This window comes from Bacteroidota bacterium (assembly GCA_034723125.1).
Classification (GTDB): domain Bacteria; phylum Bacteroidota; class Bacteroidia; order CAILMK01; family JAAYUY01; genus JAYEOP01.
The window spans coordinates 1-20,476 of sequence record JAYEOP010000470.1 but is presented as its reverse complement, the minus strand read 5'-3'; the positions used below and the strand labels follow the sequence as shown (position 1 = coordinate 20,476).

At 29.5% G+C, this 20,476-nt stretch carries 16 protein-coding genes; 10 read left to right on the top strand and 6 right to left on the bottom strand.

Going from position 1 to position 20,476, the window contains the following annotated elements:
* Positions 1 to 59 precede the first annotated feature (59 nt).
* The 3 genes from glmS to U9R42_12220 form a co-directional block, all read right to left on the bottom strand.
* Complete coding sequence (gene glmS / locus U9R42_12230; protein MEA3496785.1) at positions 60 to 1,895, bottom strand: glutamine--fructose-6-phosphate transaminase (isomerizing); 1,836 nt, start codon at positions 1,893 to 1,895, stop codon at positions 60 to 62.
* Between the two features lie 120 nt (positions 1,896 to 2,015).
* Positions 2,016 to 3,323 carry a DUF4270 family protein gene (locus tag U9R42_12225; protein MEA3496784.1) on the bottom strand — a complete coding sequence of 436 codons (1,308 nt, stop codon included), beginning with the start codon at positions 3,321 to 3,323 and terminating at the stop codon, positions 2,016 to 2,018.
* The gene (locus tag U9R42_12220; protein MEA3496783.1) at positions 3,283 to 4,086 is read right to left on the bottom strand and encodes a glycogen/starch synthase; all 804 of its coding nucleotides are present in this window, start codon (positions 4,084 to 4,086) and stop codon (positions 3,283 to 3,285) included. Before U9R42_12220 ends, U9R42_12225 begins: the two co-directional genes overlap by 41 nt.
* Before the next feature lie 142 nt (positions 4,087 to 4,228).
* On the opposite strand from U9R42_12220, the gene panC reads away from it, so the two are divergent.
* From panC to rfaE2, 4 genes are read left to right on the top strand one after another with little or no spacing between them, the layout of a single operon-like run.
* On the top strand, positions 4,229 to 5,080 hold the full coding sequence (gene panC, locus U9R42_12215) for a pantoate--beta-alanine ligase (protein ID MEA3496782.1): 852 nt from the start codon (positions 4,229 to 4,231) through the stop codon (positions 5,078 to 5,080).
* Between the two features lie 6 nt (positions 5,081 to 5,086).
* Positions 5,087 to 5,437 carry an aspartate 1-decarboxylase gene (panD, locus tag U9R42_12210; GenBank protein ID MEA3496781.1) on the top strand — a complete coding sequence of 117 codons (351 nt, stop codon included), beginning with the start codon at positions 5,087 to 5,089 and terminating at the stop codon, positions 5,435 to 5,437.
* Positions 5,434 to 6,456: a lysylphosphatidylglycerol synthase transmembrane domain-containing protein gene (locus U9R42_12205; protein ID MEA3496780.1), complete on the top strand. Its 1,023-nt coding sequence runs from the start codon at positions 5,434 to 5,436 to the stop codon at positions 6,454 to 6,456. Before panD ends, U9R42_12205 begins: the two co-directional genes overlap by 4 nt.
* Positions 6,434 to 6,934, top strand: a complete 501-nt coding sequence (gene rfaE2, locus U9R42_12200) for a D-glycero-beta-D-manno-heptose 1-phosphate adenylyltransferase (GenBank protein ID MEA3496779.1) — start codon at positions 6,434 to 6,436, stop codon at positions 6,932 to 6,934. Before U9R42_12205 ends, rfaE2 begins: the two co-directional genes overlap by 23 nt.
* A gap of 247 nt (positions 6,935 to 7,181) precedes the next feature.
* On the opposite strand, the gene U9R42_12195 is transcribed toward rfaE2, so the two are convergent.
* On the bottom strand, positions 7,182 to 7,859 hold the full coding sequence (locus U9R42_12195; GenBank protein MEA3496778.1) for an SPOR domain-containing protein: 678 nt from the start codon (positions 7,857 to 7,859) through the stop codon (positions 7,182 to 7,184).
* A 370-nt stretch (positions 7,860 to 8,229) separates the two neighbouring features.
* On the opposite strand from U9R42_12195, the gene U9R42_12190 reads away from it, so the two are divergent.
* Entirely contained in the window at positions 8,230 to 10,419 is a 2,190-nt protein-coding gene (locus tag U9R42_12190) for a C25 family cysteine peptidase (protein ID MEA3496777.1), read from the top strand.
* A 13-nt stretch (positions 10,420 to 10,432) separates the two neighbouring features.
* Here the strand turns inward: U9R42_12190 and U9R42_12185 are convergent, their stop codons facing one another.
* Complete coding sequence (locus U9R42_12185) at positions 10,433 to 12,010, bottom strand: glycosyltransferase family 39 protein (GenBank protein ID MEA3496776.1); 1,578 nt, start codon at positions 12,008 to 12,010, stop codon at positions 10,433 to 10,435.
* A 441-nt stretch (positions 12,011 to 12,451) separates the two neighbouring features.
* Here U9R42_12185 and U9R42_12180 point away from each other — a divergent pair, with 441 nt between their 5' ends.
* The 5 genes from U9R42_12180 to U9R42_12160 all read left to right on the top strand — a co-directional run bounded on the left by U9R42_12180 (position 12,452) and on the right by U9R42_12160 (position 19,692).
* Entirely contained in the window at positions 12,452 to 14,680 is a 2,229-nt protein-coding gene (locus U9R42_12180) for a two-component regulator propeller domain-containing protein (GenBank protein MEA3496775.1), read from the top strand.
* Positions 14,680 to 15,414, top strand: a complete 735-nt coding sequence (gene recO, locus U9R42_12175; protein ID MEA3496774.1) for a DNA repair protein RecO — start codon at positions 14,680 to 14,682, stop codon at positions 15,412 to 15,414. Before U9R42_12180 ends, recO begins: the two co-directional genes overlap by 1 nt.
* Positions 15,401 to 17,839 (top strand): TonB-dependent receptor, encoded by a 2,439-nt coding sequence (locus U9R42_12170; protein ID MEA3496773.1) that lies wholly within the window; start codon positions 15,401 to 15,403, stop codon positions 17,837 to 17,839. Before recO ends, U9R42_12170 begins: the two co-directional genes overlap by 14 nt.
* 129 nt (positions 17,840 to 17,968) lie before the next feature.
* Entirely contained in the window at positions 17,969 to 19,168 is a 1,200-nt protein-coding gene (locus tag U9R42_12165) for an ATP-binding protein (protein MEA3496772.1), read from the top strand.
* Positions 19,169 to 19,269: 101 nt separating this feature from the next.
* Positions 19,270 to 19,692, top strand: coding sequence for a hypothetical protein (locus U9R42_12160; GenBank protein MEA3496771.1), 423 nt, complete (start codon positions 19,270 to 19,272; stop codon positions 19,690 to 19,692).
* Between the two features lie 11 nt (positions 19,693 to 19,703).
* Here the strand turns inward: U9R42_12160 and U9R42_12155 are convergent, their stop codons facing one another.
* Positions 19,704 to 20,102 (bottom strand): hypothetical protein, encoded by a 399-nt coding sequence (locus U9R42_12155; GenBank protein ID MEA3496770.1) that lies wholly within the window; start codon positions 20,100 to 20,102, stop codon positions 19,704 to 19,706.
* Positions 20,103 to 20,476: the final 374 nt, after the last annotated feature.

Here is a 20,476-nt window from a genome sequence, read left to right as displayed (position 1 = left end):
CGTGAAAATATCAGCAAAAAAAAATAATGTTGTGCAAATTTTAACTTTACCGCTTACTCCTATTCCACAGTAACTGATTTTGCAAGATTTCTTGGCTGATCAACATTACATCCGCGCATTACAGCAATATGATATGCAAGTAATTGCAACGGGACTACAGATAGCATAGATGAAAATATTTCTTCTGTTTCAGGAACTTCAATAATATAATCAGCAAGTTTACTTATTACCTTATCTCCTTTTCTCACAATAGCTATTATTACTCCTTTACGTGCTTTTACTTCTTGAATATTTGAAACAATTTTTTCGTAGTGTTTTTTGTTTGTTGCTATAACAACAACCGGCATTTCCTCATCAATAAGAGCAATAGGTCCATGTTTCATTTCAGCAGCAGGATAACCTTCGGCATGAATGTATGAAATTTCTTTTAATTTCAGTGCACCTTCAAGAGCAACAGGGAAATTATAACCACGCCCTAGATAAAGGAAATTTTTAACGTTCTTAAATTTTTCGGCTATCTTTTCAATTTCTTTATCAATTTTTAAAATTTCTTTAATTTTCTCAGGAATTGTTTCCATTTCATTAATTAATTCCCTGTAGCGAGAAGCTGTAATTGTTCCTCTTTGATTTGCCCATTGCAAAGCAACTAGTGCCAATACAGTAATTTGAGTTGTAAAAGCTTTGGTAGAAGCAACTCCAATTTCGGGACCTGCATGAGTGTAAACACCTGCATCTGTTTCTCTAGAAATAGATGAACCTACAACATTACAAATTCCAAAAACAGTAGGTATTTTTTGTTTTGCTAATTGAATTGCAGCAAGAGTATCGGCAGTTTCTCCCGATTGAGATATTGCTAAAAGCAAATCATCTTCAAATAAAACAGGTTCACGATATCTGAATTCCGAGCCATATTCCACTTCAACAGGAATACGTACTAACTCTTCAATGAGATATTCACCAATTAAACCTGCATGCCATGATGTACCACATGCCGTAATAACAACACGTTTTATATTTTTTAATTGATTTAAATAATCTGAAATCCCACCTAATTTTATAATACCTTCACTAGCTTTGAGCCTTCCTCTAAAACTATCACGAACAGAAGTTGGTTGCTCATTAATTTCTTTGAGCATAAAATGTTCATATCCTTCTTTTTCCAAAGCTTCCAAGCTCACATTAAGCTCCTGAATGTAAGGTGTTTGTATTTCGTTTTCAAGAGTTTTTATTGTGTATCCAGTACGAGTAAGTATTGCAATTTCATTCTCTTTTATATAAATCACATTTCTGGTATGGTCAATAATTGGTGTAGCATCTGAAGCTAAAAAAAATTCATTTTCTCCAAGTCCTAAAACAAGTGGACTTCCTTTTCTGGCAGCAACCAACATATCAGGGTCAGATTTTGAGATAACAACTATTGCATAAGCACCTACAACTTTCGTTAGTGCATATCTAACTGCCTCATCAAGTGAAACATTTTCATTTTTTTTGATGTTATCAATAAGATGAACTAATACCTCTGTATCCGTTTCCCCAACAAATTTATGCCCTCTATTGATAAGCTCTGTTTTTATAGTATCATAATTTTCAATAATTCCATTATGAATCAAAGCAAGGTCCTTACTCTCTGAGAAATGTGGATGAGCATTTATTTGATTAGGCTCACCATGTGTTGCCCATCGTGTATGACCGATGCCAATTGTACCTTTTGTGTCTTTTGTTTCAATATATTCTCTAAGGTCATCAACTTTTCCAGCAACTTTATATATATTCAGATTGTCGTTCAATATTGCAATCCCTGCACTGTCATATCCTCTGTATTCAAGGCGTTGTAGTCCTTTCAATAAAATTGGAGAAACTTCTTTGTTTCCAATATACGCTACTATTCCACACATAATTTATAATAATTATTTCCTAATTAAAGATAGATAAAAACTTGTATTTGATATTTAAAAATAATAAAAATAATAGTTCAAATTTCTAAAATAAAAATCAAATAACAATAAAATCTTTTATTAAAGTTTTGTAAAAGAAATCTTAAGCTTCACATCCTGATTTCCCTGACTGTTAAATTGTCTGATTACTACAGGATTTGCAGAAATCGGATTGTCTGATGGAACAATCAGGTTTAAAGTATAATCCTGAAAATAATTCGGATCATCCTGATATAATTTTAATAATTGCTGAACGTACCTTGTTATCACAAAAGAATAATGATTTTCATCTTGTAAATAACCTCCGTAATGATCTTCTAACCTATCGGGAATTGTTGTATAATTATTTTCATCATCCACACCAAGAAATAATAAGGAGTTTGACAGATTTTCATTATAGGAATATCCTGCTGAAACATTAAAAATCAATTCAGCTTTATGAATTACTACCATCCCTGAGTCAATTAGATTTTTCAAATATGGCAAATCTACTTGAAGCTTTACTCCTGACAATGGTTGTAAATATACTTCATCATAAAAACTTTGTGGGTTTTGTAGTTGAGTTTCAATATCTGTTCCTGCATAATCATGTTCAAACTTGCTTATCCTTGCTGAATAATTGTTGAACTGAAATTTATAATTTAATGAATCATTGTAATAAACAGTAATATTTGAAGAATCATCATTTAATAAAAAATAAACAATCGAACCTCCATCGCTTACAGGATATTCAGGTATTATTGCAATTCCATTCAAAAATTCAGAAAAAAGTTCATTGTCTGAAAGAATATCTTTAGAAGCATTAAAAATCTTTTTTCCAAAATCCTGTGATAAAGCAAATGAAATTGAAGTTGAATCCGTTGGGTTTAGCTTTCCATTAAAGCTACCTATTTTAAGAGAATTATATTTAATATTTGTATTAGAATAATATATACTATCTTGGAAAATACTATCTGTAACTTCATACACATTAAAGGTAACTTCATCATTGATATTTCCAAAATAATCATCCTTAGCTGAATATTTAATATTAATGATAATAGAATCAAATTCAGGAGAATCTCCCCAGTTAACTTCAGTATTTGGAAGTCTCAAATTAGCAAAAACAGATGCTTTTACTTTCCCAATAATTGCATCTGAATAAGCACCGATAAGGTCTTTAGTAAATTCATCGGAACGTATAGAATCTTCACGAATTGTTTTTAATTTTACAGTTGTTGTATCAGTATAATTATAATCAAATAAATTATTCCCTTTTGGGGAAGTAAGTTCATATAAATCAGGGTCATCACAAGAAATGACAAAAAGAAATAATGATGCTAATGCAAAAGATGTAAGGTGTTTAAGATTATTTAATAATAAAGTCTGTATATTTTTCAAAAATCTCATTCTCTTTTAGTTTACTGGTGTCAAATACTTTTTTGCCTGATTTTTTTATGAATTCATTAATCTCTTTTGTTTCATTTTCCGGATTAACCAAAATCTCATCCGCATAATTCAAGCCAACTTTATAAAGTTCTGATATTTTTGGATTAGTCAGAAATTTCAAGTTTTTATCCTTTGAAGTATCAATATGAGCAAGTTTCTCAAAACCTTCACCTAACTGTTGATTTGTTTTGTTATTCTTTATAGAATATAAAATTTTTATGTTTTTTAAAGCAGGTTCATTTTTAAATACTGTTCTTGCATAATATGGAATTAAACTACTCATCCAACCTTCACAATGAATTACATCAGGTATCCATCCAAGCTTATCTAATAATTCAAGAACTCCTTTATTAAAAAAGATGATTCTTTTGTCATTATCATCATAGTATTTACCTGTTTTATTTTTCATAAAAAATTTGCGTTTATAAAAATCATCATTATCAAGGAAATATACTTGAACTTTTGCAGATTGCAAAGAAGCAACTTTTATAATCATTGGATTGTTATCTCTACCTATTATTATATTTAAACCGGATAACCTAATAACCTCATGTAATCTATGTTTTCTTTCTTTAATTGTGCCTAATTTGGGCAGAAAAATCCTTACTTCCGCACTGTTTTTTTTCAATTGAATTGCTAAACCTTTAACAAATTCCGACATTTCAGATAAATCAGTAAATGGTGCCATTTCATGGCTAACTAATAGAATTTTTTTCTTTGCCATTGGTATTTTTTAAATTAATGTAACTCCCTGTTTTATACAAGGTTATTTTTCAATGGCACAAATTTAATAAAAAATAATGTAATTAATGTAATTCATTATAGTTTTGAAGTAAAATTATATTCCACTATTAAAACCATAGGCTTTGATTAAGGTTATAAAAAACAAAATTGAGATTCAGGAAACAGTAAAATTACTGAAAGAAAATGGGAAAGTTACCGGTTTTGTTCCTACAATGGGGGCATTACATGCAGGACATATTTCATTAATTGAAAAATGCAAAAGTGAAAATGATATTACAATTGCAAGTATTTTTGTAAATCCTGCCCAATTTAATGAAAAAAAAGATTTCAATAAATATCCAAGAACAGTAGATGAGGACATTAAAATGCTGGAAAAAGTAGGATGTGATATTGTTTTTGTCCCAAAGAAAAATGAAATTTATCCTAAAGGAAATATTGATTTAGTAAAAATTGACCTTAGTGGATTGGATGATAAACTTGAAGGAAAGCATCGCCCGGGACATTTTGATGGAGTAGTTACTATTGTAAAAACACTTTTTGACTGCATAGCTCCACATAGAGCCTATTTTGGACAAAAAGATTTTCAGCAATTACTTGTTATAAAACGATTAGTTGAGAAGATGAATTTTAACATTGAAATTGTTAGCTGTCCAATTGTAAGAGACAAAGATGGACTTGCAATGAGTTCAAGAAACAGATTGTTAAAAATCGCTGAGAGAAAAATAGCACCACAGATTTACGAAAGCTTAAAAAAGGCAGAAAAATTACTCAACTATAAATTCGTTGATGAAATAAAAATATTAGCAAAAAACTATTTAGAAAAAAATGATTTTATTGAGTTTGAATATTTTGAAATAATGGATGCTGAAAAATTTACACAAGTAAAATCTGTAAATCAAACAAAAAATATCGTTATTTGCACCGCAGTTAGAATAGGCAAAATAAGATTGATTGACAATATAATTATAAAATAAATTACCATGTTTATTGAAGTTTTAAAATCAAAAATACACCGAGTAAAAGTTACCGAAGCCGATTTGAATTATATAGGAAGCATTACAATTGATGAAGATTTAATTGAAAAAGTTGGAATTATTCCTAACGAGAAAGTACAAGTACTAAACCTCGAAAACGGAGAAAGGTTTGAAACTTATGTAATAAAAGGAATGAAAGGAAGCGGGGTTATAGGATTAAATGGACCTGCGGCTTTTAAAGGAAAGGTTGGAGATATAGTTATTATTGTCTCCTATGCTTCAATTGAAGTTGAAAAAGCCAAAGATTTTGAACCCCAGATAATTATTCCTCAACCTGATAAATCTACTATAAATTGAAATTATTTCTGAAAGTATTTAAATACCTGCTATTTTTATCCTTCGGGGTTTTAATATTTTGGCTTGTTTACCGCAAACAACCCGTTGAAGACATCCTTGAAGGATTAAAAACTGCAAATTATTCATGGATAATAATTGCTCTAAGTATTGCTTTAACAGGACATTTAAGTCGTGCAATGCGTTGGAAAATTATTATAAAACCACTTGGGAAAAATATTAGAACATTAAATAGCTTTGTTGCAGTGATGATTGGATATTTAGCAAATCTTGCATTACCACGAATGGGTGAAGTTACAAAATGTGTAATTCTTAACAGAACCGACAAACTCCCTATCAACAAATTGCTTGGAACTGTTTTGGTCGAAAGAGTAGTAGATTTTATAGGATTATTAATACTTACTTTTATTGCAGTTGTAATAGAATTTTCCAAAATTAAAGACATACTTTATAATTCTTATCACTATTACAAAGAGCAATATGAAAATCTCTTTAGCTACACAAGCATTGGATTAGCAATATTTATTATTGTAGCTTTTATTGCAACATTAATTCTAATTAAAAAATCTAAACGAAATTTCAAACAACATCCTTTGTATCTTAAAATACGTGAATTGATTGCAGGCTTTTGGTCAGGAATAAAAACCATAAAAAAAATGGATAGAAGAGGTGCTTTCATTTTCCATACAGTTTACATTTGGGTTACCTATTTTCTCATGACTTATCTTGTTTTCTTCTCAATAGAAGCAACTTCACATTTAGATGCTGCTGCCGGCTTATTTGTGCTAACTATTGGTAGCCTTGGATTTATCATGCCTGTTCAGGGAGGAATTGGAACCTATCACTTTGCCGCAGAAAAAGCTCTTAAAGTTTTTAACATAGGACATGAAGACGCTTCACTATTTGCTTTAATTGCCCATTCTTCACAAACGATTATGATTATCCTTGTTGGAGGAATCAGTTTTATGATTTTCTATTTTATTCAAAGAAATGCAAAACATGGACAGCTTTCAAAAAATTAAAAATAAAATAAAAAGCCTTGATGAAATTGTTACGTTAAAAAAACAATGGAAAAGTAACGGCAAAAAAGTTGTTTTTACAAATGGTTGTTTCGACCTTATTCATCTTGGTCATTTAGATTACCTCACAAAAGCATCCGATTTGGGCGATAAATTTATTATTGCTGTTAATTCCGATAGTTCTGTAAAGTTATTAAAAGGAAAAGGCAGACCAATTAAAGATGAATTTACACGAATGATGTTACTCGCTTCATTAGAATTTGTTGATACAATTTTGCTTTTCAATGAAGAAACTCCTTATGAAATTTTATCAAAAATAATCCCCGACATTTTAATTAAAGGTGGTGATTACAATGAAAATGATATTGTAGGAGCAGATATAATTAAAAGAAATGGAGGCAAGGTTATTATTTTACCTTTCCTTGAAGGATACTCTACATCAAAACTTGAACAAAAAATTATTAAAAATAACTGCAAATAATTACTTAGTGCCTCTAAGAAAACTATCAAATTTTATGATTTCTAAGATTTTTGACCTGCCTGCCGTCAGGCATGTGAGATTTTTATTTTTTGAGACGAGGCGATGCCTTAGCATCAGTGAGTTGAAAAAGATAAAAATATCGCAAAAAGATAGGAATCTAATTTTGCAGAGTTTTCTTAGAGACACTACTTAGTGACACTACTTAGAAACACTATTTATCCAAATCCATTCAATTCCCAATACCAGATTAATTGCAATATTTACTGAATTTCACTCTTTTTCCATCAACTTTTTTAACAACAAAAGCATTTTGGATTCCAATTGATTTCATATCTTTAGCAAAAACACAAGCGTCTTTGAAAGTAGAAAAACGTCCAATCACAAGTTGATTTAAACCATTTTTTACATCTACATTCATATTTACAAGATTATTGTTGTATTTAGAAAAATTAAATGACCTGAACGCACCAATTTGCACCTCATATTTTTCTCCTGCTAAATCCTGATGGAACAATTCCGATGAGCCTGTTGTTTTAGGCTTTGGTGATGATGTTTCTTCAACAGTTTCAGAAGACTCAGGAGTTTCAGAAGTTGCAATTTGAGCATTTTCCATATTTGCAATAACATTATTAAGGCTGTCAACTTGCGAATATAACATAATATTCTCTTCCTGCAATCCTTTGTTTACAGCAACATTGCCTGAGCTTTTCTTTTTAAAAGAAAAATCCCAATTTCCATCTCCTTGATATAATTGGAAATATGCAAACAAACTTAATGATGCTAAAAATAGAAGAATAAACACTGCGAGTAAAATATAAATACCCCGTCCACGGCTTACATATTCTTCATCATCTTCTTCAAACTCTTCGGTAAGTTCATCATTCTCTTCAATATCTCCTTCGATTTCAAATTTTTTATCTTCCATAATTGATGTATTTTTTATTTTTTTTAACGCCTCTAAAGTAAAATAAATATTATTAATAGCAATAATATTTTTAATAAACCTTTTTAATAAAATGTTTTAACACTCATTGTTAAATCACTAATTCTTTAAATATCAAGCTGTTACTAATATGCAATAATAACAATATTTTATAAACATCAAAAATACATAAAATATTAAATATACAATATTTATATTTCGAATTTCTGAGTAGTGTCTATTAAGAAACAATACAAAATTAAATAGATAGTTTTCTAAGAGGCACTATTTATTTTAAAATTTTTAGTTAATTTTGTCAACGAAAAATAATGCAATTTTAAATCGGAAATTTTCCTTTATCCAATTAAAAACAATGAATTTTAAAACAAAAATAATTTCAATTATTTTATTGCTTTATGTGTCTTCAAGCAATGGTCAATCTATTATTTCTTTTGAAAATTCAAATAAAATTATTTTTACCTCACCAATATTAATTAATAATAAAATTCAAACTTACAAAGGGGATTATTCTCAATTATTAATGAAAAATTCAGGAACAACAACTGAAGCAGGTTTCCCAAAATTACCAGTTTTTTCTAAATTTATTGAAATTCCTAAAAATCAAGATGTACATTTTGAAATAGTAGCAATTGAAACAGAAAGTATTAAAAACATTGTACCTCTTCCCTATCAACAGCCTCCTAAAAGAAATTGCAAAAAGCAAAAAGATAGTTTTACTTTTAATCAGGATTTTTATAACGGATATAATTGTTTCCCTGAAAAAGCATTTTCAGTTAGTGAAGCAAAATATCTCGGCAAAACAAAAGTTGTGGAATTAATAATAAATCCCGTACGATTTTACCCTAAAAACAATTCAATTGAAATAATAAAAAAGCTTGAAATTTCAATAATTCTAAAAAGCAATCTTGCTTTAAAAAGTGAAAAAGCAATTGAAGAAAAAAATCCATTTTTCAATAACTTTATTTTGAATGATTTCAAAACAGAAAAAAGAAGTGATTCAATAAATATCCCCGAAATGCTTATCATTACACATGATAAATTCTACAACAGCATACTTCCTTTTGTTGAATGGAAAATGCGAAAAGGTATAAAAACAACAATAATAAAAACCTCAGAAATTGGAAATAACCCTGATGCAGAAGATATAAAATCAGTCATTAAAACTTATTCATTAGACAGTACAGGGCTTACTAATATTGAGTATTTATTGCTTGTTGGTGATGTTGACTACATCCCTCCTTTTTATGGAGTTCGCTCAGCATTAAACGATCACGATTATTCAACTATTATCGGAAATGATTTTCTACCTGATATTTTTGTTGGTAGATTTTCAGTTAACACCACAGACGAATGCGAAACTTATGTTCAAAAAGTAATTCAATATGAAAGGTATCCGATGAATGATACAGACTGGTATGACAAAGCCACAATAGCTGCCAGTAATGCACATTTAGACGACAACCACGGCAAACATTTAGTTTCATTTTTTAAAAATCAAGATTTTTCTTATGTTGACGACCTCAGAGCAACAGAAGGAAAATTTACAAATCATGATATCTTTACTGCTTTAAGTGATGGCAGAAGTTGGATGTTTTACATAGGGCATGGAGATGCAAATAGCTGGTACACTCAAGGACATTTTACAAATTATACTATTGAAAATGAAGTTGGAAACCTTTACAAACTACCTGTGATTGTAAGTGTAGCCTGTTCCAATGCCGATCTAACTAACCTGATGTCTTTTAGCGAAAAATGGCTTAGTGTTTCCTACAAAAGAGGTGCAATCGCTTTTATTGGAGCTACAGAAGACACACCTTTTTACCTTTCAGATACTCTCGGCAAAAAGACTTTAATGTCTTACGTTAGCAACAAAACCCAAACTTTAGGGGAGGCTCTTGTGTATGGAAAACTCAAAATGAATGAAGCCTTTCCCGAAAATACTGCTTCGGAAACAGAGGAAACAATGCAACACTTTTTGTTACTTGGTGACCCTACGATTATGCCGTGGACAAAAGTCCCAAAAAATCTAAACGTCAGCTTTCCCGAAAGCATCAAATTTCATCAGCAATTCACAGTTAATGTTAGCGACTTTAATGGAAATAAAATAAATAATGCTGTTGTTTGTATCACAAACGACAGTATCACAATTCAGGAAATTGCCTTAACTGATTCCCTCGGAAATGCAAATTTTGACATTACTTTTAAGGACTCCGGGAACGTAAAAATTATTGTTACAGGCAGAAATCTTCTTGCTTTTGAGAGCATAATAAATGTAACAGCAATTAAGAAAATCTCCGTTATAGAAAACACAATTAATATATTCCCCAATCCTGCCAACTCATCTGTTATTGTTGCCAATCCAACAAAGCAAATTTCGGAAATAAAAATAATCAGCTTAGAAGGTAAAACCCTAAATTATTATCAAAAAATAAAATCTAATAAGTTTAATTTGAATATTAAAAATATTAATTCCGGGATTTATATTGTTGAAGTTAAAATGGTGGATAATTCTGTTTTCAGAAAACGACTTTCAGTGTTTTAATTCCTTTTTTTCTTTATTCTTGACTTGAAGATAACTCATAAATATCAACACTCTTGTAGCTAGCAATTTTATTTTTTATGTAAGGTTGAACATATTTTTCTTCATAAACTTTTTTATTAGTAATAATCAGATATTCTGCACCAAGTTCAATTTTATTTTCAATTTGCTCGGCACTTTTTGATATTCCACAGAAATCTGTCCAACCTTTTTGATCCATCAAATAAAGTGAAATATTAAAACTACCGTCAGGTAAGGAAATTACTTTATCCGTACGTTCAATGCCCAATGACCTCAAATAAGGAGTAATATCTTCAAGGTCTTTATAAAGTTTTTCATGATAATTATTCATCCAGCCCCAGTATCTTTCTTTAATATTTTTTGCCGAATACGAAATGCTATAGCCAATAAGTATAAAAAATGCAATCCTCAGAAAAATGGAATTGAAAATTTGCCTATGCTTTTCTTTTAAATATAAAATGACAGAAATAAAAATAAATGGAATTATTATTAATAAATTAATTAAATAATAATCGTGATATGCTAACACCTTGTAAAACAACATCAAATAAGATATTACTCCAATAAAAATCACAATTGTAACAGTAGCGAAAAATTTATTAATTTTTTTAAAAAACACTATTAAAGCAAGTAAAAATACCGCAGAAACAATTAGTACGGAATTATTAAAATATTGATCTGCCCAAAAGCTTTTTACACTTTTCCAAATATTTATAATTATCTCATTATCAAGATTCCAAATTGGCAAAACTCCAATTAAGAAAAAACCCGCACCATGACTTGCATTATATGAATGGGCGTAATAAAACCAAGAAAATATTGCAATTACCAAGAGTAAAAAAGGTAAAATATATTGAATAGGTTTTTCAAATATTCTATTTCCATTTTTAAATTTATAAATCCCAAATAACTCAAGTGCAAACACAAAGAGGATAGCAATAAAACTTATAAGTGATGTTATTTTTATCAGTCCTGCAACTAAGTAAAACAATAAACTAAAGTAGAAATATTTTTTCTTTTTTAATTTATAAAATTGCCAAAAGAAATATAAAGCAATAAGTGCAAAGCCTAATGCAGGCGTATTAGCAATAAAATTATTAGTATAAAAAACTAGCATAGGCGAGCTAAAAAGCAAAAACACAACTCCTATTGCCCACAGAGAATCTTTCAAAATATCTTCAGTCATTTTAAAAAGGGCAAAAAAACCTGTAAAGACAATAAGCATTTCAACAAGTCTGAATATCCATTCATGATGCCCGAATAATTGCCAAAGAAAAGCAACAAAAAAATAAATTATCGGAAATTCACTAATAGTATGCCCCGACATTCCTCCTTCTGCACCCTGACAATGAACCGAAGGATTAAAAAAATGCATCCCTTCTTTAAAAAAATTCATGGTTATTGAAAGACAATCGCATTGCCTCCACTGGTGAAGAGATTGTGGTCGTAATAAAAAAATATTGTGATATTGATAAACAAAAGAAACAACTATCAACAACCCAACAAATATCCAATTATAAACTTTTGGCTGATAATAAAAAGGCTGAATATTTTTTTCAATCTTAAAATTCATGATTTAAGCAGTCTTAAATTTTGAATCAAAATTATTCATAATTTTTTCATTAGAATGAAAAAAAACCGGGAATTCGGCTTCGCTCATTCCCCGCTATTAAAACTTCTTTTTTTTAAAAGAATCAAATATCGAGTGCTGAGCGAAGCCGAAGCAAAGAAATTTACATTATTTTTTTAATACTTTCGTCCTATTGTATATATTAACCGAAAAGTATCAATTTAAAAGAACAAAAATACAACTAATTTCAATAAGTAGTTGTTAAGATTTTGTTCAAGTTTTGGCTTGCTTTTTTTCTAAAAGAATAAAATATCGAGTGCTGAGCGAAGCCGAAGCACCGAAGCAAAGAAATTTACATTATTTTTCTAATACTTTCGTTCTATCTCATTGAATAGAAATTTATTTTTAATGTAATTTTGCTTTTAGTTTAATAAACTGATAATAATGAAAAAAACATTTTTTATATCCATTTTAATAATTCTCATTTTACAAGTATTTTCTCAAGATATTAAAATTGGCGAATGGCGTTCGCATTTAAATTATACAGAGGGAATAAAAAGTGAAGAAGTAGGAAACAGGATTTACTGTGCCACTGAAAACGGCTTATTTTATTTCAACAAAGAGGATAATTCATTAGTAACTTTATCAAAAAAAGATGGCTTTGCCGAAACAAACATCAGTGCTATGGAATATGATAAAGTTAATGATGTGCTAATGATTGCCTACTACAGCACAAATATTGACATTGTAAAAGGTAATACAGTAATTAATGTTGCTGATTTGGACAGAAAATATGTGGCAGGTAAAAAAACCGTAAATGCAATTTATTTTTACAACAAATATGCATACATAAGTAGCAGTTTTGGAATAGTAGTTTACGATTTAGAAAAGCATGAAGTAAAAGAAAGTTATGAAAACATTGGTGAAACAGGAGTAATTAATGATGTTACAATTTTAGGTGATTCAATTTATGCAGCAACACCGGAAGGAATGCAAAGTGCCTCACTAAATAGTGATAACTTAATGGACCCCAAATATTGGAAAAGTGTTTTTACAGGAAATTGTCAAAAAATTGAAACTTTCAACAACAAACTTTATTTAAATATTGGAAACAAAATTAAGGAATACGGAAAATCAAGTTTTTTGATTGACACAATACAGCAAGTATGCAGAGCAATGGAAGTATCAAATAATCGATTACTAATTACTTACGAAAATTATGTTTACACCTTTGATAACAATAATATTTTAACTGCGAATTATGAACCTAGCGTATTTTCCGCAATGATAGATTCGGAAGGAAATTATTGGTACACAAAAAAGCATTATACACTTGTAAAAGATGATGGCGAAAAGCTAAGGTTTTATACGCCAAACTGCCCCTATTCAAAACTTTCATGGGATATTGAAATTTATGACAATACCGTTTGGGTAGCATCAGGAGGACTTTCCTACACAGGAAATCCACTTTACAGTGCAAATGGAATCTATATTTTTAAAAACAATTCATGGACAAACAAAAATTTTAAAACAACAGATAATTTTAATAAAGTAGTTGACATTCTTAAAATTGCTATTGACCCTATTTCAAAACATGCATTTCTTGGAAGTTACGGATGGGGACTGGCAGAATATTACAACGGAGATATTCAAAAAATTTATGATAAATCAAACAGTAGTCTTGGCGGAAGTCAAATTGGTGATACTTCATTTATAAATATCCGAGGCTTATGTTACGATAATGAAAATAATTTATGGGTAAGCAATTATGGAGCTATCAACCCTGTTTCCGTACGATATACCGATGGACGTTGGAAATCATTTAGCCTCGGCACTTCACAAAACCGAAAAGTAGGAAAAATTATTATTGATGATTTTGGACAAAAATGGATTACTTTTCCTACCACAAAAGGATTGATTGTTTTTGATGAAAATCGTCAAGAAATAAAATATAAAAAGTTAGACAATTCGGAAGGTAATGGAAATTTGCCCGCAGCAACAGTTTATGATATTGCTAAAGATATTGACGGTAAAATTTGGGTTGGAACAAATGCAGGAATAGCTGTTTTTTACGACCCTTCATCCGTTTTTACAAATTACAATTTTGATGCTCAGCAAATATGGATTGACAATGGTGATGAATCAGGCTACCTTCTTGCTTCGGAAAGCGTTACGGCAATTGCCGTTGATGGTGCCAACAATAAATGGATAGGAACAAGAAACGGAGTTTGGTATGTTAGTGAAGACGGTACTGAAATTATTTACAATTTTAATACAGACAACAGCCCATTGCCAGTAAATTATATTCGAGATATTGCAATAAATCAAAATACAGGTGAAGTATTTTTTGCAACAGATGGAGGGATTGTTTCTTTGCGAAATTATGCTACAAAAGGAGGAGAAACACATGAAGATGTTTATGCTTACCCAAATCCTGTAAAACCTGATTATAACGGTTTAATAGCAATAAAAGGATTAGTAAGAGATGCAAACGTAAAAATCACAGATATTGCAGGAAACCTTGTATTTGAAACAACGGCAGAAGGTGGGCAAGCAATATGGAATGGCAAAGATTTCTCCGGCAGAAAAGTACATTCGGGAGTTTATCTTATTTATTCAACAAATGAAAATGGAAGCGAAACACATATTACAAAACTATTGATAGTGAGATAATGCTTGTTAAGTCAAAAGGAATAGTAATAAAAACAACAAGATTTTCGGAAACTAGTGTGATTGCCAAAATATATACTGATTCTCACGGAATGCTTTCTTTTCATATCCCCGGAGTACATTCAAAACGAGCAAGCATAAAACCTTCCTTTTTGCAAGCTTTACAAATCTTGGATATGAATATTTATTTTAATGAAAATAAAAATCTACATAAAATAAAAGAAGTAAAAAGTGAATTATTAAACAACAATATCCATTTTGATATTAAAAGACTATCGGTTGCTGTTATTATTTCCGAGCTGATTTATAAAACAATAAAAGAAGAAGAACCCAACGAATATCTTTTCAACTTTTTATTAAAAAGTATAAAATTGCTTGATGAAAAAGCAGAGAATATCCCTGATTTTTTATTAATTTTTATAGTTCAATTAACAAAATATCTTGGGTTTTCTCCCACTAATAATTTTAGTACAAAAAATGTATTTTTCAATCTGTCAGAAGGCATGTTTTCCCCGACAAAAAGTAAAGAAAATGAAACAATCAAAATGCCTGAAAGCAAGTGGTTTGGCATAGTGATTGATACACCCATTGGCTCTGTTGGTAAAAACAAAATACCAAGGGCTGTAAGAATGGAACTTTTACAAAAAATGATTGTTTATTATCAAATTCATATTTCAAATTTCCAAGACTTAAAATCCTTTGATATTTTTACAAATATATTTAATGAGCAAGAATAGAAAAGGGAAAATGACTAACAAACAATGGCTATCACTACTTATACTTATTATTATTGCATTTTTTGCAAAAGGACAAGAAGTGAAAATAATTGACAAAACAACATTACAACCCATTGAAAATGTTTGTCTTTTTACACAAGAAAAAAACAGAACAGCTATTACAAATAAGCACGGAATTGCAAAACTCAGTGATTTTAAAGAAAACGATGAAATAATTGTAAGGCATCCGTTTTTTAAAATTATTCAAATTTCTCTTAAAGACATTAAAGCACAGAATAATATAATAAAACTTGACGAAACAGCTATAAAACTTGACGAAGTAGTAATTTCAACTACAAAATGGAAACAGTTAAAAAAAGAAGTTCCCAATAAAATAGTTTCAATTTCTGAGAAGAAAATACAATTTGAAAATCCTCAAACAACAGCAGATTTACTAAATACATCAAACGAAGTATTTGTACAAAAAAGCCAAATGGGAGGAGGAAGTCCTATGATTAGAGGATTTGCTTCAAATTCCGTTTTGCTTGTTATTGACGGTGTTAGAATGAATAATGCAATTTACCGAAGTGGTAATTTACAAAATGTAATAACCCTTGATCCAAATGTAATTGAAAATACCGAAGTTATTTTTGGCACAGGTTCAATAATTTATGGAAGTGATGCACTTGGTGGAGTAATGAATTTTCGTACTAAAAAAGCTAAACTTGCATCCAACGGAAAAAATGTTTTAAAAACAAATGCATTACTAAGATATTCTACAGCAAATCACGAAAATACAATACATGTTGATTTTAATTACGGAACAAAAAAGTTTTCAACTTTAACAAGTATTTCTTACAGTAATTTTGATGATTTAAAAACAGGCTCTAAAAGAAAAAGCAAATATTCTGAATTTGGAAAAAGAACTGAATATGTTGATTTTATCAATGGAAAAGATACAATCATTAAAAATGAAGATGAGAATTTACAAGTCTATTCAGGATATCATCAACTGAATTTGATGCAGAAATTTAGGTTTAAACCATCAAAATACTTGGATTTAAATTATGCATTTCATTATTCAACATCTTCAGATATTCCTCGCTACGATAGGTTAACACAGTATAAAGACGGTTCTTTAAAATATGCAGAATGGTATTATGGTCCGCAAAAATGGATGATGAATTCGTTGAATATAAAATACTCTAAGAAAAATATAATTTTTGATGATGTAAAAATGATTATTGCAATTCAAGATATTGAAGAAAGCAGATGCGATAGAACATTTCAGCAAACTGACTTAAGAATCAGGACTGAAAATGTTAATGTTTACACAGCAAATTTTGATTTTGATAAAAGAATAAACAAAAAGAGTTCAATTTATTACGGACTTGAAGCCGTTTATAACACAGTAAATTCAAATGCTGTTAAAAAAAATATATATAGCGGGGAATCAGTTGCTACCGCCAGTCGCTATCCTGACGGAGGAAGCTATACACAAGCATATTCTGCTTATTCAAATCTAAAAACAAATATCAGCAAACATTTCACTCTTCTATCTGGAGTAAGATATAGCTATATGACATTATACGGAAAAATAGACGACAATTCTTTTTACAATTTCCCGTTTACCGAGATAGAACTCAACCCGAGCAGTGCATTTAACGGAAGCTTAGGACTTGTTTACAGACCAAATGAAGAATGGCAATTGAATTATAATTTATCCTCAGGTTTTAGAGCACCAAACGTTGATGATGTAGCGAAAGTTTTTGACTCTGAACCGGGAAATGTAATTGTTCCAAACAAAAATCTCAAACCCGAAAATGTTTATAATGTTGATTTTGGAGTAATCAAAAAAATAAATAAAATTGCAAAAATTGAAGGAAGTGTTTTTTATACTTATTTAATAGACGCAATGGTTAGAAGAGACTTCCGGATTGATGGTAAAGATTCTATCATGTATGATGGAGAGATGAGTAAAGTACAGGCAGTACAAAATGCTGGCGAAGCATTCATTGTAGGAGGAAGCATAACAATCACAGCCGAATTATCAAAGCATTTTGTTTTTACAAGCCATTTAACTTACACAAAAGGTAAAGATATTACAGAAAACATCCCGATTAGGCATGTTCCTCCATTTTTTGGAAGCACAAGAATCTCTTACAAAACCAACAGCCTGAGAATTGATTTTTATTCCAACTACAACGGGTCAAAAGACTTTAAAGACATGTCTCCATCAGAGCAATCCAAAGATTATTTATACGCATCCGATGGTTCAACTCCCGCATGGTTAACCTTAAACCTGAAAGGCTCTTATCAATTAAATCAGAAAATTCAATTCAATCTTGGATTGGAAAATATCTTGGATGTTCATTATCGTCCATATTCATCCGGGATAAGTGCCCCCGGAAGAAACATTTCTTTTGCTATCAGAGCAACAATTTAATTTTCTTTTAAGTTTAAATGATACATTTGAACACAACTTTGTATAATAGGGTTTCCTCTTTCTAAACTCAACTTCCCTTTTGCATTTTAAAAATAATTCATATCTTTGTGCTTTAAAATATTTATAATAATGAATATAAACACAAGAATTTCCTTTGTTAAAAAAATAAGTATCTTTTCGGAAGTTGATGCAAATACACTCAAAGAGATTGCCGAAAAAATGGAAAGAATTAGTGTTGATGCAAATGAAAAAATCTTTTCAAAAGGAGATAGCTTTGATGGACTATTTTTTATAATTGATGGCGAAGTTAAAGTACATGACGGTGAATATATTTTTACAAAATTATCAAACACAGAATTTTTTGGAGAGTATTCTGTTTTAGATTCAGAAAAAAGATCAGCATCAGTAACAGCAACAAAAAAAACTAATTTATTTAAAATTAATCACAAAATTCTATCTTTATTATTAACAAAACCAGAAATCAATCAAGGAATTTTAAAAGTACTTGTAAACAGATTGCGAGACAATAATGAGTTGCAAGAAAAATTATCTCAACAAAATAAAGAAATAAAAAAGAAAAATAAAGCAATTGAGGCACATCAAAAAGAACTTAAAGCATTGAATGCCACTAAAGATAAGTTTTTTACAATTCTTGCTCACGACCTCCGTAGCCCTTTTAATACAATAATAGGATTATCCGAATTACTTAGCTCAAATTATTCAGATTTACCGGAATCAAAAATCAAATATTTTGCTGACCAAATAAATAATTATTCAAAAAATGTATTTCATCTTTTACGAAATTTACTTGAATGGGCAAGGTCTCAAGCAGGTATGCTTACATTGAATCTTGAAAAAAAAGACTTATTTGAAATCGTTGAAGAAAACCTGAAATTATATGAAATAGATGCTAAAAATAAATCAATAACTTTAACATCAAAAGTAAAGAAAAATACAAAGGTTATTTGTGATAAAAACACTATCACTTTTGTAATTAGAAATCTGCTTTCTAATGCTTTAAAATTTACTCCTAAAAACGGAAAAGTAAGTTTGTTTACAGAAATAAAAGATAAAAACATTGTTCTTTACATTTCCGATTCAGGAATAGGACTTAGCAAAGAGGAACAAGAAAAACTATTTCAACTCGACAAAGATCAAGCTTCAATTGGAATTTCAAATATTGAGAATATTGATATTTCAAAAGAAAAAGGTACAGGCATAGGGCTAGTAATTGTAAAAGAATTTGTCGAAAAAAATAAAGGTAAAATTGAAGTTGATAGTGAACCCGGCAAAGGAAGTACTTTTTCCCTGACATTACCAATAGCATAGCTTTAAATTTTCATACCTTTGCCCTAGCATTTCTAAAATATATATTTTTATATCAAAAAAAATTCATACCTTTGAAAATCATTAAAAAAAGGCTCAAAATTATGATAAAAAAGGTAATGATAGTATATTCTTGGAATGATATCATCAGTAAAAATCGTTCAACAATAATGAATAACAGCCCTTTACTGAAATCATATAAGATGAAGCATGTTTATGCACTTAATTTTCCTGAAGAAAGAATAAAAAAAGAAAAAATTTACAACCGTATTTCAAAAGAAATAGAATTGTTTTCTCCGGATATCATTCTTCTTCATATAGGAACAGCCTTTTATAACAATCCCTATGTTTTTATAAATATTTTTGAAAAATTTAAAAATAAATTTAGCAATATTAGATTTGGTATTGAAAAGCAAAGTAATACGGCTCATTACTATAACGATATTGACATCTTTGAAGAAAGTAAAGAAATGGCAGAAATCGAAACTTTATTTTTTCACACGGTTTTTAAAAGAAAAAGATTATAATAGAAAAAGTTCTATTTTACCACAAGAACTATTGCAGTAGGTATTTTCCTTACTCCTTCATTTTCAACATAAGCAAATATTTCCGAAAAAATTATTTTATCTCCTGATTCAGGATTAATAAAATATGATTTCATTTTTTGATCAATAAAAGAACCGTTTCCATTGATAACCTTAACAGCTCCTTTTTGAGCCGACTGTACATAAAATTTATATCTTGAAATCCACTTTATTTCTCTTATATTTATTGTATCGGAAATACTAAATGACTCAATATTGGATAATTGCTCTTTGGATAAACTTAATGATGTTACAGATCCCCAGTATGCTTCAAGATTTGAATCATTTTTCTGAGCTTTAATGCCCGAAACACTCGCTACTAAAATAAATAATATTAAAATATATTTTTTCATAAAAAACAACAATCAAAATACAGAGCAAAAATATTAAATTAAACACATCTTTATTTTTTAATAATCCCCAAAACTGTTGATAAGTACCCAAAAGCATTAATTTATGAGTCCATTTTATAAAGTAATGAGTGCAGGTTTTGAAAATCATTTTAAGACTTTTTAGAGTGGACTCATAGATACTGTGTTAAATTCCAAATAATTTACAGAACCCCCTTTAAATAATTATCACTATGTTTGCAATGTAAAATATTATCAAAACAAAACTTTTTTATTTAGGAAATAATTTTTTTATGGGAAATCCAAATATTAATAACTAATAAAAAAAACATAAAATACCTGAAAGCTAAAAGTCTTGTTGGATGTATATTACAATA